The 15,998-nt window shown below is 40.9% G+C and carries 14 protein-coding genes, 1 pseudogene and 1 riboswitch; all 15 genes and pseudogenes read right to left on the reverse strand.

The genetic code is table 11. From position 1 onward, the window contains the following. Positions 1–254: 254 nt before the first annotated feature. The gene (locus tag LG307_RS13045) at positions 255–1,067 is read right to left on the reverse strand and encodes a histidinol-phosphatase (protein WP_404442585.1); all 813 of its coding nucleotides are present in this window, start codon (positions 1,065–1,067) and stop codon (positions 255–257) included. A gap of 141 nt (positions 1,068–1,208) precedes the next feature. Next, positions 1,209–2,293, reverse strand: a pseudogene (locus tag LG307_RS13050) (GntP family permease); the annotation flags it as partial. A 157-nt stretch (positions 2,294–2,450) separates the two neighbouring features. Further along, the gene (locus tag LG307_RS13055; RefSeq protein WP_404442588.1) at positions 2,451–3,728 is read right to left on the reverse strand and encodes a hypothetical protein; all 1,278 of its coding nucleotides are present in this window, start codon (positions 3,726–3,728) and stop codon (positions 2,451–2,453) included. After that, positions 3,718–4,254: an RNA polymerase sigma factor SigX gene (sigX, locus tag LG307_RS13060; protein ID WP_404442591.1), complete on the reverse strand. Its 537-nt coding sequence runs from the start codon at positions 4,252–4,254 to the stop codon at positions 3,718–3,720. The genes LG307_RS13055 and sigX overlap by 11 nt, the downstream gene beginning before the upstream one ends. Positions 4,255–4,565: 311 nt before the next feature. Then, on the reverse strand, positions 4,566–5,117 hold the full coding sequence (locus LG307_RS13065) for an ECF transporter S component (RefSeq protein ID WP_404442594.1): 552 nt from the start codon (positions 5,115–5,117) through the stop codon (positions 4,566–4,568). Between the two features lie 2 nt (positions 5,118–5,119). Next, positions 5,120–5,542 (reverse strand): DUF4430 domain-containing protein, encoded by a 423-nt coding sequence (locus LG307_RS13070; RefSeq protein WP_404442597.1) that lies wholly within the window; start codon positions 5,540–5,542, stop codon positions 5,120–5,122. 214 nt (positions 5,543–5,756) lie between these two features. After that, a riboswitch (cobalamin riboswitch) is annotated at positions 5,757–5,959 on the reverse strand. Between the two features lie 93 nt (positions 5,960–6,052). Continuing rightward, complete coding sequence (locus tag LG307_RS13075; RefSeq protein ID WP_404442600.1) at positions 6,053–7,822, reverse strand: ATP-binding protein; 1,770 nt, start codon at positions 7,820–7,822, stop codon at positions 6,053–6,055. After that, positions 7,819–8,538, reverse strand: a complete 720-nt coding sequence (locus tag LG307_RS13080) for a response regulator transcription factor (RefSeq protein ID WP_060667004.1) — start codon at positions 8,536–8,538, stop codon at positions 7,819–7,821. Before LG307_RS13080 ends, LG307_RS13075 begins: the two co-directional genes overlap by 4 nt. A gap of 67 nt (positions 8,539–8,605) precedes the next feature. Further along, complete coding sequence (gene ccsB, locus LG307_RS13085; RefSeq protein WP_404442603.1) at positions 8,606–9,769, reverse strand: c-type cytochrome biogenesis protein CcsB; 1,164 nt, start codon at positions 9,767–9,769, stop codon at positions 8,606–8,608. Positions 9,770–9,771: 2 nt separating this feature from the next. Beyond that, a complete protein-coding gene (locus LG307_RS13090) occupies positions 9,772–11,433 on the reverse strand; it encodes a cytochrome c biogenesis protein ResB (protein WP_404442606.1) in 1,662 nt (553 codons plus the stop codon). 15 nt (positions 11,434–11,448) lie between these two features. Then, the gene (gene resA / locus LG307_RS13095) at positions 11,449–11,976 is read right to left on the reverse strand and encodes a thiol-disulfide oxidoreductase ResA (RefSeq protein ID WP_404442609.1); all 528 of its coding nucleotides are present in this window, start codon (positions 11,974–11,976) and stop codon (positions 11,449–11,451) included. Between the two features lie 187 nt (positions 11,977–12,163). Continuing rightward, the gene (locus tag LG307_RS13100) at positions 12,164–12,892 is read right to left on the reverse strand and encodes a pseudouridine synthase (protein ID WP_404442612.1); all 729 of its coding nucleotides are present in this window, start codon (positions 12,890–12,892) and stop codon (positions 12,164–12,166) included. Positions 12,893–13,506: 614 nt separating this feature from the next. After that, on the reverse strand, positions 13,507–14,040 hold the full coding sequence (locus tag LG307_RS13105; protein ID WP_404442615.1) for a spore maturation protein: 534 nt from the start codon (positions 14,038–14,040) through the stop codon (positions 13,507–13,509). 3 nt (positions 14,041–14,043) lie between these two features. Continuing rightward, a complete protein-coding gene (locus tag LG307_RS13110) occupies positions 14,044–14,634 on the reverse strand; it encodes a nucleoside recognition domain-containing protein (RefSeq protein WP_404442617.1) in 591 nt (196 codons plus the stop codon). Beyond that, on the reverse strand, positions 14,628–15,782 hold the full coding sequence (locus tag LG307_RS13115; RefSeq protein ID WP_404442620.1) for a D-alanyl-D-alanine carboxypeptidase family protein: 1,155 nt from the start codon (positions 15,780–15,782) through the stop codon (positions 14,628–14,630). Before LG307_RS13115 ends, LG307_RS13110 begins: the two co-directional genes overlap by 7 nt. Positions 15,783–15,998: the final 216 nt, after the last annotated feature.

The following is a 15,998-nucleotide window of genomic DNA, read 5'->3' on the forward strand; positions in this document are numbered from 1 at the left end:
GGGGGCTTAGATACTTACTTTCGCTGCATTAAATCTAAAGAAGATGGCCAACCCTTGACATGGAGAGGCCGAGCGATGTCCTATAAATAGTATTCAAGAGGTCTATCCATTCATCTCAAATCGATTAAATCCAACTAAATATAAAAAGGGGTTCGAATTGTGAACATTCCGAACCCCTTTTGTCTACAAACCGTATCCCCCTTTACTTTTGTAAGGGGATTTTGACTGCCATAATATTTATTTAGTGGACAAGATTAACCTAATTCTACTTCTCTGCGTTCTCCTCTATTAAAGGTCATAATTGTTTTATATCCAACTTCCTTAGCAAGCTGAACAGCTTGGTCATAATCGGCACCTACATGTTCAGGCACATGAGCATCCGAAGAGAGCATAATCGGCACCCCTTTGTCATGACACATCTTCAGCAATCGTTTATCCGGATATAGTTCTCCCACCGGTTTTCTCAGTCCCGCAGTACTGATTTCCACACAAGTTTTTGAGTTGGCAAGCGCGGAAGCTGCTCGCTCATATTGCTCTAATAGAAACTCTTCGTCCTTTGGCACATAATTGAAAATCTTTACTAGATCTAAATGTCCGATAATATCGAACATATCTGACTGTGCAAGGGTGACGACCTGGTCAAAATATTTCGTATATACCTCATTGGTATCACGGCGATCCCATTCTTTACGAAACTCTGCCAAGTCAATTCCAAAGTCCTCTACCCAATGTATGGAACCGATCACATAGTCAAAAGGATAAGCATCGATAAACTTTTTCATCTCAGCATGTTTACCAGGTGTATAATCCATTTCAATGGACATTTTTACATGGATACCTTCATTCCACGCCTGCTGAAAAAGTTGATAATATGTAGCCATATCATAAAATCTTCGTTCTTCCACCCAAGGGTTGCTGAGAATATCTTTTGTTTGATAGAAATGATAAGCATGTTCTGATATGCCAAACTCTTCTATCCCTTTTTGTTGAGCTACTTTCGTAAATTGTTTCAGATAATCTAAAGTTAATGTCCCTCTCTCAAGATGATTATGATAATCTGTCAGCATAAAAATGTCCCCTCTCTTCTTTTTTGCTAATTATACTATTAATCTAAAGAGAGATGGGACTTATTTTCAAAATCTTCACAAAGAATAAAGGAGCCTAATCAGCTCCCTTTTCCTCTTCTTTTAGAAGGGATGTACTAGGACAAGGGCTGCTATTCTGTGAAAGGCATCTGGATTCATACCGGTAGATTGAGCCAATTGATAGTATTGATCGCCCGATACTTCCAGGGCAATTCCCCTCCCACCTGAAGCAGACCCTGTAATCATTGCCATTAATTGAACGGACAGTGCTTTTGAAATAAGTGGATTACCTTTTATACCAAGAAGGATGTCCGTCAACGTTTCAAACCCCGGAGCTGCTGTTACGACTGCACCGAAACCTACTGCAGCACTCGTATTAATAATGGCCATTACAGAATCCGATGCTCCACCATTAATCGCTCTAATAAAGGATTTGAACTTTTTTATATTAAAAAGCATGATTGCTAATGTTCCCACAATGAGTGATGGAATGATGTCCCACTTAAAGCCATTGAGTGTGATCACTACAATCACTAAAGGAAGAAAAGACAAAATCCAATTAGGCAATTCTTCTTCCTTGATTTGCTTTACTTCTTTTCCGCCATTTGGCTCATCAAATGTCTCTCCAGCTTTTGTAAGTCTTCCTTCTCTCCATTTCAAGTAGAAGTATCCACCAATAGCCATTATTAAGCCTGTTACAATCCCCATGATAGGTGCTGAAAGAGGAGTGGTTTTAAAGTACGGAATAGGAATCAAGTTTTGAATTTGTGGTGTGCCGGGTAAGGCAGTCATGGTAAAGGTGAAGGCTCCAAGCGCAAATGTTCCAGGCAGCAATTTTCTAGAAATATCCGCTTCCCTTAACAGAGCAATGGCGAGCGGATAGATGGCAAAACCACCACAAATAAGCTCACCCCGCCATATGTCAGTACTGCTGCAGCTATTAGTACACCTAGAATGGCTCTCTTTTTCCCTATCAACTTCGTGATTTTAAATGCAACGGATTGAGCTGCCCTAGTGTCTCCATCAGTTTTCCAAAGATGGCTCCAAGCAAGAAAACAGGAAACCATTGTTTGGCAAAATCGACAAAACCAGTTATATAGGTTTGAGTATAAGCTGGCAACAGGTCCAGACCGCTTAATAACGCTAATGGACCAGCCAAGGTATGCTAGTAACATTAAAAGCACTAGACCGACAATAATACTTAACATATGTACCCTCTTTAGATGGGAGAAATGGCCTTGCTTTACGTATGGAGGTAGTGTCTACTTTTCTATATAGAAATATGTATAAATGTATGGTGGAGGTTTCGGGCGGAGAGAACCCATAAAAAGTAAAAAAGCGTGCTCATTTGCACGCTTTTTAAACTTACTCGCTATATGGAATTGGATTCGGGGAATAAGGCACGCTTACTTCTTCATTGAGTGTGATAGTACCGATCGTTCCATTTTGAGAGGATTCAAAAATCACACCCCGTAATCCGAATTCTTTTGCCACCATCATCATCGCCTCAAGGGCAAAGATGGTTTCATCGTTATTTTCAAGAACGCTGCTATCTGCCAGCTTAATGCGAACCACTTCATTATCATTTTCTAGCGCCAATTTTTCCACTTTTACCGTAGCTGGAATGGATGGCTCTAGCTTACTGGTATCAGCTTGCTCTGGTGCACTTGTCATCGCCGTGAGAGCATCACCTATTGAAGTATATCGTTCATGGCCTGGTACAAGTAAAGGCAGGCTACCTGAGTGATATTTGAAATAAGCCCTCTTGTTTTTAGTCTGTAACTCTATCGGGCCATCATATACATTATTGCCGATTTCTACGCCTTTTGTTGATCCGTTTTCACTAAACAGAATATAAGTATAATTAGTACTGAAAGTATCGCTTAGTTCTCTAGTGAAAAGAATATCTTGATAGGTTGATAAGCCTTTAGCCATATCAGTTACATCTAGGATAGGCATTGGACTAGCCAATCCTATATCTCCTTCTGAGACTTTTACATTGTCATTAATTAACGGCGGTACAGCCCCAAGTTCATCATAAGCAATGTTTCCTCGGACCTTATTGAGCGCATCCACATATGTGTCATTTTCACCACGGGGCACTATTACTGTCAAAGGAGTTGTAGATCCACCATGGTCAAAGTTATCCGCCTCCATCAAGGACACCCCAATGGTAACAGCATACTCTGATGCTACATTATAGGAAGGTGTGACAAAACTCTTCCCTTCTGCTGTACTGATCTCGGCTGCAGCAAAGTCACTTGATTCCTCTTCCCCCTCCACCTGTAATGAAGATTCTTTCTCTTCCTTTAAGGCTTCCCTGCTGGTGTCTGCGGCAGAATCATCTGAGTTTTCATCGGCATTCATCGTTGCAATGTCCATACTTTCTTCTGAACTGCTGTTCGCGTCAGAGCCACTTAAGCTCATGTCGAATTGCATGTTGTTTACGAACATAGGTGTAACCAGGACAAAAAGGACTAGAGCAGCAACCAATGCGAATGCTGGGACTATTTTCGATCGACGTGGTGAATTGGACAGTTTAGGTTGTATTTCTTTATATATTTGTTTAGGGTCACGATCATCTTTAATTTTAGGCATTTGCCTCAAAAGCTTTTCCAATTGGTCTTCATCATTATGACGCATTGCTGTTTCCTCCTTTCTCTTGAAGTTCTTCCATATATGCCTTCAAGACCTTTAAGGCTCTATGTTGAGTTGTTTTCACCTTACTTTCCGTCCAGCCAAGAATTTGGGCTGTTTCTTGGATAGTTAGGGCTTGTATGTACCGAAGGACAAGGACCAGTCTGTGATCGACTTTACATTTATCCAAGCACAGGTACATTTGTTGAACTTGTTCATTTTGTACGGCTATCTCTTCAGGAAGAGGAGCATGATCTCTGACTTGTTGTTTATTCCAGTCAAAAGTTTCAAGTAGTTTGTTTTTCCATCCTTTTTGTTTGCGAAAGGAATCAATGGCAACGTGCTTGGCAATAGAAAACAGCCAGGTCTTTTCACTGCTCTTCCCTTCAAAACGGTCATAGGAACGCAAAACTTTTATATAAACTTCTTGAACGAGGTCTTCCGCTTGCTCCTTGTTGTTCACCATGTAATATAAAAATTGATAAACATCCTGGTGATATTTTTCATAGAGCTCTTGAAAAACGGTATTCATAGTTTCCCTCCGTTCATTTCATTAGTCGCAAATTATAGTAAGAAAGTTACATTACAAATATATTAAAAAAGTTACAATTTGACTAGAGGTATTTGGTAATTATTTCTTTTATTTTTTGTGTGTAATATAAGTATAAGGGATGTCCATTAAGGATTGTAGGGATTTTTGTAGGCTTTTCCAGGAAGGTTTATACATATTTCGACCTATTATTTTTAGTTATCCAATGATACCGCTGTTACTTTCCGCAAATGACTTCGCTTCTATAATATAAATAGTAAAAGCGCCAACCCAATTGAATTGACGCTTTCGTTTTATTTCTTGTACGAACTGCTCATTTGGTATTCAGGTAAACTCTCTTTCCTTTTTATTAGGAAGGGTGCTTTTTCGTTTAAGAGTTTGGAAAGGATCGGATATAAAATGATGAAGAATACGACATTTCCTACTGCGTGATTAATATCAAACGGAAGTCCTGCTAGATAATAAGGAAGGAATGGAAAGCCGCCGACAATCATGTTCTGAATTGAAAATACAAATCCAAAAAACAGACCGCAAAGTCCAGCATAAATGGAAAGAATGAATACAGGAATTCTTTTGAACCAGATTCCGATTGCCCCACTCAGCAATCCTATAATAGACCATGCAAGTATTTGTGTGAATGTCCACATGCCTGTTCCAAGGACCAGATTCGTTGCAAAGGTCGTACCTACTGCGAGAATCACACCTGAAACTGGACCCATCCAGAAAGCACATATAATAATAATTGCTGTCACTGGCTGGACGTTAGGTACGGAGGCGAAAACAATTCTCCCTACTACACAAAGGGCTATGAGTACTCCAAGCAGAGCTATTTTTCTGGTTGTCATAGTTATTCCACCTTTTGATAATCAAAATGAACTTCGTCGTTCTCCTCTAGCGTATAGTCATTTGCTCCTACCATTAAACTTTCACCATTGACCGAGATGTTCCAGTAGAAATCTGCTTCTTCTTCAGAACCTAGGCCGTCGATTCCAACGATGAAATCCCCGCCAAATCCAGTTGTAAGGTCAAAATTGCGGTCCATAACCTCCATCAAAGACTCACCTTCTTCAAACTCAATGGTATCTTCACTGATGACTTCTTCGCCTTCTTTAGTCAGCTTTATGGAAGCAGACAGCTGCTCTTCTTTTTGTTCTTGGCTCTCAGTAGTTGTTTCATTGTTTGAAGGTTGATTGGAGTCACTACCACCACTTGCGCAACCTGTAAGTGCAAGAATTAATGTTAAAAGTAGTGTGAATAATAGTTTTTTCATGTGTATTTCCCCTTATGTATTAGATTTGTAAAGCATGAAGAACCGTGTATTTTTCTCCTCCCAACTTTACCCCAGTGTGTTTCAATCAATTCGGCTTGAGTAAAAATAAAAAACCTCATCCAATTTCAGGATGAGGTGATAACGGCATGATCAGGATACATGTACAAATAAAAACAGAATTCTGCCATCTCTCCTACTCAACCCCCGAAGTATTGAAACTGGTGTAATAATTGGCAGGTCTACTGACTTATGCTTCTCCCTACTTTGAGCCTTCCCATATGGGGACCTAATTTCTTAAGCCCAATCATACAGTGGTCCTCTCATTTCGTCCACATTTACAGTTGCGGGGACAGTTTTGGCATCTCACCAAATTCCCTATTAAGTCACTATTGTGACACCAACTATTTCTTTACGCTATTCAGTTAACTATTTTTCATATTACAAGATATATTGGTACTTGACAAGATAATGTTTCATAGAAAACAAGATTTTTCGCTACACGTCTCCATTTTAAGCGTGTTTTTGCGGAATATACATGGAAAATGTCGTTCCCTCGTTCTCTTTTGAATGGACTGAAATAGTTCCTTTATGGGCGTCAATAATATTTTTTACAATAGCCAATCCCAATCCAGTTCCTGCACGGCCCCTTGTACGCGCCTTATCTGCTTTATAGAAGCGTTCAAATACGAATGGCAGGTCTTCTTCCGGTATACCGTGTCCTGAATCTTTGACGTCTATTTTCACGCCGTTGTTCATGAATTTTGCATGAATGTTGATTGCACCATCATCTGAGGTGTGGCGAATGGCGTTGTCCACGAGGTTAGTCATGACCTGTTCCATACGATCCACATCCATTTTAATGATGCCATCCCCTTCTACCTGTGCCTGCAATACGATAGATTTCTCCTTTGCAAGCCCTTGAAACTTCCGTGTTATTTTTTCGACAAACGCTACAATATTGGCCTCTTCATAATTTAATGAAATATGACCTGCTTCCATTCTTGCCAGATCAAGCAAATCATTTACAAGACGGCCCATCCTCAGGGATTCGTCATAAATGACGGAAGCCAGTTCTTTTTTCTCTTCTTCCGTACCGGCAATATCATCCACAATTGCTTCGCTGTATCCTTGTAGCATGGAAATCGGTGTCCGCAATTCATGAGACACATTGGCGATGAAATCTTTTCGGAGTTTGTCCAATCTTCTTTCTTCGGTCATATCCCGGATTACTGCCACTGCGCCACGGATGTGTGTTTGAGTATAAAGAGGACTCATGACAATCACCCACGTACGACCCTGGTAGGTGAGCTCGATGCTTTGTTCTTTTTCCACTGAAATGGCCCGTTGGAACATTTCCATTACCTCACATGGAAGGTCTTCCCCGCTTGCATTACCTTCTTGATAGAACCAGGCTTGCAAAAACTTCTCTGCCGGTGGATTCGTTACAAGAATGGTTCCATCTCGGTTCAGGGTGATAACTCCATCTGCCATACTGCTGAGAATATTCGCCAAATGTTCCTTCTCTTGATTCAGGGCATTAATATTAAATTTGAGTTGTCTTCCCATTTGATTGAAAGCCATCCCAAGTTCTCCGATTTCATCTGAAGTTAAAATAGGAACCTTCGTATCAAACTTCCCTCTTGCCACTTCAAAAGCAGCTTCACGCATATTACGAAGCGGTGCGGTAATTCTTGTAGATAAAAAGAATGCGAAAATGGTCGTCAAAAAGATAGCAAAACCGGCAGCAAGAAGGATAAGTTTAGTTGTCTGTTTGGTTGTTTCTTTAATTGCAAGCAGCGATTGGTAAACAAAAACTGCACCATCTTTATCTTCATTGATATGCAAAGGGATTCCGACGATCATCACTTCACCTTGCATTTCATCTGTTATTTGAAAGTCAGGCAAATAAGTTTTTTTCGTCACAATTGGCTGATCTTCAAATACCAGGGAAAGGTCCGGGTCATTAAGGAAAAATTCAGCAGGCAGGTGGTCGATTTGGGAGGTTGGGGAATGGGAGTACTCGCCCTTATCAGTGAATATAACCACGCGGGACACTTCATCCACTAGCTCCCAAGCTATTGATTTCGATTGCTCCATGTCTTCATGCTGTTCTAGGATCAATGAGATCTTACTGGCTGCCTGTGTTAAATCTTTTTCGGCCTCCTGAACATGATAATTCTCAAAGAATTCTAGTAAAAGAATAGTTAAAACGAATAATACAAATGAAACTAAGAGTAACACGGTAAGCCAAAGCTTACCAACAACACTTCTCCAAATCATGATTCATTGCCAACCTCGAATTTATAGCCTACGCCCCAAACTGTCACAATCATTTTGGAGGCTGGTTCAGACACTTTATTCAGCTTCTCGCGAAGGCGTTTTACATGCGTGTCGACTGTACGTAAGTCTCCAAAGAATTCGTATTGCCATACTTCTTTCAATAGTTGTTCCCGGTCAAAAACTTTATCAGGTGATTTTGCAAGGAAGTAAAGTAGTTCATATTCTTTAGGAGTCAGATTTATTTCTTTCCCTTCAGAGGTAACCCTGTGTGCATCATTATCGATTGTCAAATGAGGGAAGACGATCACATCTTTTGTTGTCGTTTCTGTTGTCAGGAATGTGGTACTAGAAGAACGACGTAATAACGCTTTCACTCTGAGTACTACTTCTCGTGGACTGAACGGTTTTACAATATAGTCGTCTGTTCCCATTTCAAACCCTTGCACTCTGTTCGTCTCTTCGCCCTTTGCTGTGAGCATAATGATCGGAGTAGCTTTTTTCTCCCTTATCTCTTTACACACTTCCATTCCGTCCATACCTGGCATCATTACATCAAGTAGGATTACATCGTATTCCTTTTCAAGTGCCAGCTCCAGAGCTGTGTTTCCATTGTCCGCCTCTTCGATCACGTAATTTTCCCTCTCAAGGTACATCTTCAGCAACCTTCTAATGCGGTCCTCATCGTCCACTACAAGAATTCTCACTTCTTTTTCCATTCTTTAAACCCCCTTAAATGATCTGTAAGAAAAGCCCTCACAATATTGTGAAGGCCAATTATTAGTATTACATTGCATAAGAATGTAGCCCTGCAATAATCAGGTTTACACCGATCAAGTTGAACAGGATGATAGCAAAACCGACAAGCGTCAGCCAAGCGGATTTTTCTCCTTCCCATCCTTTAGAAAGACGGAGATGTAGATATGCCGCATAGAATAACCACGTAATAAACGCCCATACTTCTTTTGGATCCCACGCCCAAAATCTTGACCAGGCTATTTGTGCCCATATTGCGGCAAAGATAAGCCCACCAAGTGTGAATACAGGGAAACCTATTGTTACTGCTCGATAACCTATCTCATCTACCATATCCAGGTTAACCTTTGCAACAGCAGGTTTCAAGGCTTTACCGATTGGTTTTCTGATGATGACTCTTAATAAAAGGTATAAGATGGCTCCGCCTAGAAGCGACCATATAACAGTGTTTAGTTTCACCGTATTGATCCATGGAGAAAGATTAACAAGTGCGTCCATTCTGCCTTCCGTTAACAGTTCCCCTTCATTAGGTCCAACTATTGGGTATAAGGTATATGTTACTTCTTCTTGTGCTCCATCTTTATTGATGTAAGAAAATTGAGATTCGTAATCCACTGCTCCAAAGCCGATGGAGATGAATATGAAGCCTAAGAAAGAAATTAAAACATAAAGGGTAAATTCCACCCAAAAAGGTTTTTGACCTTTTTTACTATAATCTACCACTTTCACCAAATAAATTAAACCCGCGGCAAAACTGACGGAAAGGATGGCGATTCCCAGTGCTACCGTTGATACGTGAATGGCAAGCCAATGGCTTTGCAAAGCAGGTATAAGCGGCGAGATATCGCTTGGGAACATTGCTGCATATGCAATCAACAGCAGTGCTATAGGAAGTGTAAAAACACCCAAGGTACTAGTTTTATATATGAAATAGATGACAATAAAAGCTAACACCATCATCATTCCAAAGAAAGTTGTAAATTCAAAAAGATTACTTACAGGCGCGTGCCCCCCTGCGATCCAACGGGTGATAAAATAACCAAGTTGGGCTAAGAAACCTATGATAGTTATGACAATACCTATTTTCGCGGCTTTATTTCCTTGTTTGCCACGGATGGCCCCACCGAAGAAGGCTGTCCCAATCAGGTAGAGAATAAATGCTGTGTAAAGCAAATTACCACTTAGCTGAGCCATTATTAAGCCTCCTCTTTCTTTTCTCTCTCTTGTTCCTGTTCTTTTTCTGCTTCCACTTGATCGACAGGAACGGAGATACTTGTATTTTCTAACGCTTTATTAATTTCATTTTTCAGACCAAACCAGTTTTTGTTTGTATGACCCGCTATCAGAACCTCATTGTCATTTCTTCTGATCCAAACTCGACGATGGTTCCAATACATACCTTGGATCACACCAATCATAAAGATGGCTCCACCTGCTCCAAGTATCCATAATGTCAGGTCTTTTCGCACAGTCAATCCAGAAACATTGCGGGTTTCCACACCGGCAAATGTCATCTTGTTCTGGTTTGTCCCATTCGGTTCTATGTTTTGTTTTATTGCTACTAGTGCTATTTCACCCTCAGGAGTTTCTGGTGTGATCATCCTGAAAACGAACGCAGGATTATTAGGCACTCGTGTTTTAGTTGCCGGCTCTCCACCATCTAAAGTGAAATCAGGAAAGTAATTTACAAGTTCCACAGAGACACCTTCACCAAGGTCATATTTTTCCTGAGGATTTAATAAGTCCACTTTTATAGAACCAAAAGTCTCACCAGAATTCTTGTTTTCGAGATTAAAGGACATGTTCTTAAATTCATTCAATTTATAGTCTACTTGATAGAGAGCATAGTTATCATGCTTTAAAGGTTGATTCACTTGAACAGCATGCTCTTTAACTTTTTCAAGTTCAGGTTCGGCGCCAACTATGTATTCCCCTTTACGCTCATAAAGAACCGCGTTTGTTTGGAAATTACTCGCAATCGCACCTTCCCCTGCTCTAGATATGGCAGAGTTGAATATTTCATCTGATGATTCACTATTATATGTTTCAAAGATAAATCCTTCATTTTTCAAATAGTATTGACCGCCTGTCCCTGGGATCAATTCTGTCTCCCCTTCGCGGACCCATACTACTTCGTCTACGTACATACCTGGAAAGAACCTAAGCATAGCCCCAATTAAAAATATGATGATACCGATATGATTCACATAGGGGCCCCATCTGGAGAAACGATTTTTCTCAGCAAGAATATTTCCGTCTTCTTCCCTGACGTTAAATTTACGTTTGAGTAATCCTTGCTTCGCTTTTTCAATTTCCTCACCAGGATCTCCGTTCACGACCGTCGTACCATAGACTCTTTGGCGCTTCATGAAGCTTTCGTGCCTCGTTACCTTTTGAGTTTTAAGCGATTTATGTAAGGGGATAAATCGGTCCAAACTCGCAACAATCAAGGAAATACCAAGGGCTGCAATTAAAAGCATATACCACCAGGATCCATAAAGATCGTGAAAACCTAACGTATAATATAGCTTTCCGGCAAACCCGTATTCCTGCTCATAATATATTTCTGGAGGAATCGCCTGATTGATATAATCTTGTTGCGGAAAAATTGTTCCAAATGATGAAGCTACTAGAATAAGGAAGATAATCCATATACCTACCTTTACGGAAGAAAAGAAATTCCACACTTTATCAATGATCGTTTTGTTATAGGTTTGCGAACGTCTTGCACTACCTTCATATCGCATGTCCAGTAGTTTTTCCTTACCCTGATCATTTTCAGTCGGCTTTCCGCAGGCTTCACAAAGTATGGTACCCTCTGGGTTAAGGTGTCCGCATTCACATTTTATTTCATTCATACGTAAAACTCCCTATTATTCAGGTTTAATCATTTCCATGTATTCTTTTACTTTTTCTTCTGTCAACTCACCTGAACTTTTTTTCACAACCTTGCCGTTTTCATCCAGGAGAATAGTTGTCGGCAATGGGAGTATTCCATATGCCTGTCTTACTTGGTCACTCTTATCCATTGGAATAGGAAAAGTTAAACCATGGCGATCTCTGAATTTCTCGACTGCCAAGTTCGTTTCTCTAATATTTACTGCTATCACTTCTACTCCTTGGTCTTTGAAAGCTTGATATTGATTTTCCATATATGGCATTTCTCTTTCACACGGCTTGCACCATGTTCCCCAAAAATTCAGGAAAACTCCTTTGCCTCGGTAATCTGAAAGCATGACTTCATTGCCTTCAAGATCTGTAAGTACAAAATTCGGCGCCTCATCCCCCACATCCACTATTTCTTTGGACTCGAAGAAATTTGTGTACATGGTATATCCAATTGCCGCTAAAAGAAGCAGTAGTATGCTTGTGCGCATGATTAAACGTTGCTTTTTATTCATATACATACTCTCCTAAAACTGAGACATTTCATCCTAGTTATTATAACATTTACTACTTTTTACATAGATAATAGAATATGAAGGTTTTGTGACCGAAAAGCGGAGTGTGACAGTTTCTTCCGTCTTTTAAAACACAAAAGCGGAAGCTGCCTTTTAAGCTCCCTCCGCCTCTACTACCATGTCATTGTTATTTCTTCGGTTTTGTCGCCATTACACGAAGCTGTTTTACTTCATGTGGAGTCAACTCTCTAGCTTCCCCTGCAGACAGACCATGCAAATTCAAAAAGCCATACCTTTCCCTTTTAAGCTTCATGACCGGAGTTCCAATCGCTTCAAACATACGGCGAACTTGTCGGTTACGGCCTTCATGAATGCTGATTTCAAAGATAGAGGTATTCTTCGTTCTTTCCATGGAAAGCAACTTAATTCGAGCCGGTGCGGTTTTTCCGTCCTCAAGCTTAATACCTCTTTCCAAACTTTTAATAGCTTCTCTGGAAGGGATCCCCTTTAACTTTGCAACATAGACCTTTTCCACTTCTGAAGTGGGATGCATAAGCGCATTAGCGAACTCCCCATCATTAGTCATCAGCAATAAGCCAGAAGTATCATAATCTAATCTTCCAACTGGATAAATGCGTTCTTCAATATATGGAAAGAAATCCGTCGCGACTTTTCTGCCCTTATCGTCACTTACACTAGATATTACGCCTCTTGGTTTGTATAGTAAGAAGTAGACTTGCTTCTCTCTTTCAACGGGAATTCCCTCTACTTCAATTTTATCGTTTGGATTTACTTTAACTCCTAGTTCTCTTATAACTTTATCATTAACTTTTACTTTGCCTTCTTTTATCAATTCTTCTGCTTTTCTTCTTGACGCAATCCCTGCGTGTGCGATAACTTTTTGTAACCGTTCCATTTCTTTCACCTCATTCAACATCTTACCCGACTTTCACAATAAAAGCCAAGATTTCTCTTCTTCTATGATTCCCAATGTTTGCAAACTCTAATTATACCTGTTGTTGATTGTAAAAAGAAAGAGGAAATAATAGATAATCGTATTTGATTCCCCACATAAAAAAAGACCGAGAATAAATGCTTAGTTTTTTAATATTAGTTATTGGGTTATCGCCGCTGTTCCTTTCCGCAAATGGCTGCGCTTTCCGCGGGACGGTGCTTGAGCCTCCTCCCTTTCGTTGCGGGGTCTCAACCTACCGTTACTCCCCCGCTGGAGTCTTCGCCATTTGCTCCAATCCACAGCTAGAAATTACGTTAAAGGAAGGTTAGTGGTTTTAAGGTAACTCAATAGCTTTATTTTTCTTAAGTTTAATGAAGTCCTCTTGTTGATTGAAGTGGAAGGCGCGCAGACGCCCGCGGGAGGAAGGGACAGGTGAGACCCCGGAAGGCGAGAAGCCTGAGGAGGCTCACGGACCGCCCGCAGGCAAGCGAAGCTCCTGGAACGGAAATCAATGGTAATATAGATTTCTTAACTAAATATAAAAACACCGGGATATTTCTCCCGGCGCAAACAGTTTACATTGCAAAAAATATAGTAACGACCAGAATAGATACGACTATTCCCACTACATCTGCCAATAAACCTACTTTCAAGGCATCTCCCATTTTCTTTATTCCTACGGCGCCGAAGTAGACTGTAATAACATAGAGAGTGGTATCTGTGCTTCCTTGCAGTACCGAAGCAAGCCGGCCCATAAAAGAATCCGGCCCATAGGTTGCAATCATATCTGTTGTCATCCCAAGTGCTGCCGTCCCTGAAATTGGTCGAATAATAGAAAGTGGCACTATTTCTGCCGGAACGCCTATTGCCTGCATAGCCGGTCTGACAAATTCCACGAGAAAATCTAATGCCCCTGAAGCTCTGAAGATGGAGATGGCAACCAACATCCCAACCAAGAACGGAATGATTGAGATCGCAATTTTGATACCCTCTTTCCCTCCTTCTACAAAGGTCTCGTATGTGGGTACTTTTTTAAATGTTGCATACAAGAGAATGAATCCAATGAGCAAAGGGATCATCCATAGAGATATAAGTGAAATGAGTTGCATGGCCTACCTCCTTTTTGCCATACGCCTGTAATAAAATAGACGATCTATTGTAATGGCCGCGATGGTGGAACACAGGGTAGCTACAAGGGTAGGGCCGACTATTTCTGTTGGAGAAGCAGATCCATAATTCATCCTGATGGCAATTACAGTGGTAGGAATCAAGGTAAGACTTGAGGTATTGATTGCCAAGAACGTGATCATTGATCTGCTTGCTTCTGTTTTCCCGCCATTAAGTTCTCTTAGCTGTTCCATAGCTTTAATACCCATGGGAGTCGCTGCGTTTCCAAGCCCGAACATGTTTGCAATCATGTTAGATAGCATATACCCCATCGCCGGATGATCTGCTGGTACTTCTGGAAAGATCCTCCGTACCACAGGTTTAAAAAGAGACGCTAATTTTTCAAGCAGTCCCGCTTCCTGGGCAATTCTCATCAAGCCCAGCCAGAAAACCAGTATACTGATAAATCCAATGCATATCGTTACCGCATCCTTTGCACCGGAAAATATGGCCTCGTTCACTTTATCCATCGTTCCATTGATCATCGCGAACAGGATCCCGATAATTGTCATGGCCACCCAGATAATGTTTACCATGGAAGCTTTCCTGCCGTTATAAAAAAGATATCTTTGAAGATACTCCAGAAACCGCCTTCCTTCTTTTGCTTCTGCTCAAAGTAGATCGGAGTTTCTACAACAGCCTCATCATGGACAATCAACGTATATTCCCCGACTACTTCCGGTACATTTTCCTCTTCTTCCCACTCTTTTTTTGGTTTTTCCAATGTAACTTTAATACGTACATCTTCTCTTTCCTTTTTCGTCATAGGGTACTTAATATCACGAGAAAGAGAGACTTTCCCTTTATAAAAATCATCTTTCACATTGTCCAGTTCTCCCTTTTCCGCTATGTCATATAACTGGTAATCGACAAACGCTCGGTTGAACATATAGATATGATCTTTCCAGTCATCTGGACCATTTAAGGTCACTGCAATCATATCCAATCCCTCTTTTGAAGCAGTGGTGATGAGGGTCCGCTTCGCCCGCTTTGTATACCCTGTTTTACCACCCGTTGCATATTGATACATTCCCGTTACTAAACGGTGCTTATTGGTCCAACTCCTGTCCCAAGATTCACCCGGAGCTGCTGGCGCACGGTATACTTTTGTGCCTGCAATCTCTTTGAATTTGTCATTTTCCATGGCATATCTAGTCAATATTGCCATGTCATACGCAGTAGAGTAATGGTTCTCATGGTCATCCAGACCATGCGGATTTGCAAACTCCGTGTTGGTCATTCCGAGTTCTGCCGCTTTTTCATTCATCATGAACACAAAGCCTTCCAAACTCCCTCCGACATGTTCTGCAATAGCAACAGCAGAATCATTTCCAGAGCGAAGCATCAAACCAAACACTAAATGTTCAAGTTTAATCTTTTCACCGGGTTTCAGATAGAGAGAGGAACCTTCTGCGCGGACAGCCTTGTCACTGACCTTCACAATTTCATCCAATTTTCCCGATTCAATTGCCAAAATTGCAGTCATCACCTTTGTAATACTGGCAATTCTTTGCTTGTCATGGGCATCTTTTTCGTATATGATTCTGCCACTTTCCTGTTCAATCAAGACCGCATTGCGAGCACTGACACCTACTTGTTCCGCATGTATATTTTGCGGAATACATATAGAGAAAATCAGCAGCGAAACTAGTGCGATGCTGAACATATGTCGTTTGTGAGACATCCAATCCCATCCCTTATCTATTTTTGTACAAGTTTATGCGGAACCTGTCCAAAATTATGAATAGTTTTTATGTCGAAAGGATGGAAAGGGCATTTGAAGACCTGTCTCCACCTATTTTCCCGCCACTCCGGTCTTCATTGCCTTGATGAAGACTTCTCTCTACCTATTTTCCGACTACTCCGGTCTTCATTGCCTTGATGAAGACCTGCCATCACC

Source organism: Sutcliffiella horikoshii (genome assembly GCF_044809035.1).
GTDB lineage: Bacteria > Bacillota > Bacilli > Bacillales > Bacillaceae_I > Sutcliffiella_A > Sutcliffiella_A horikoshii_G.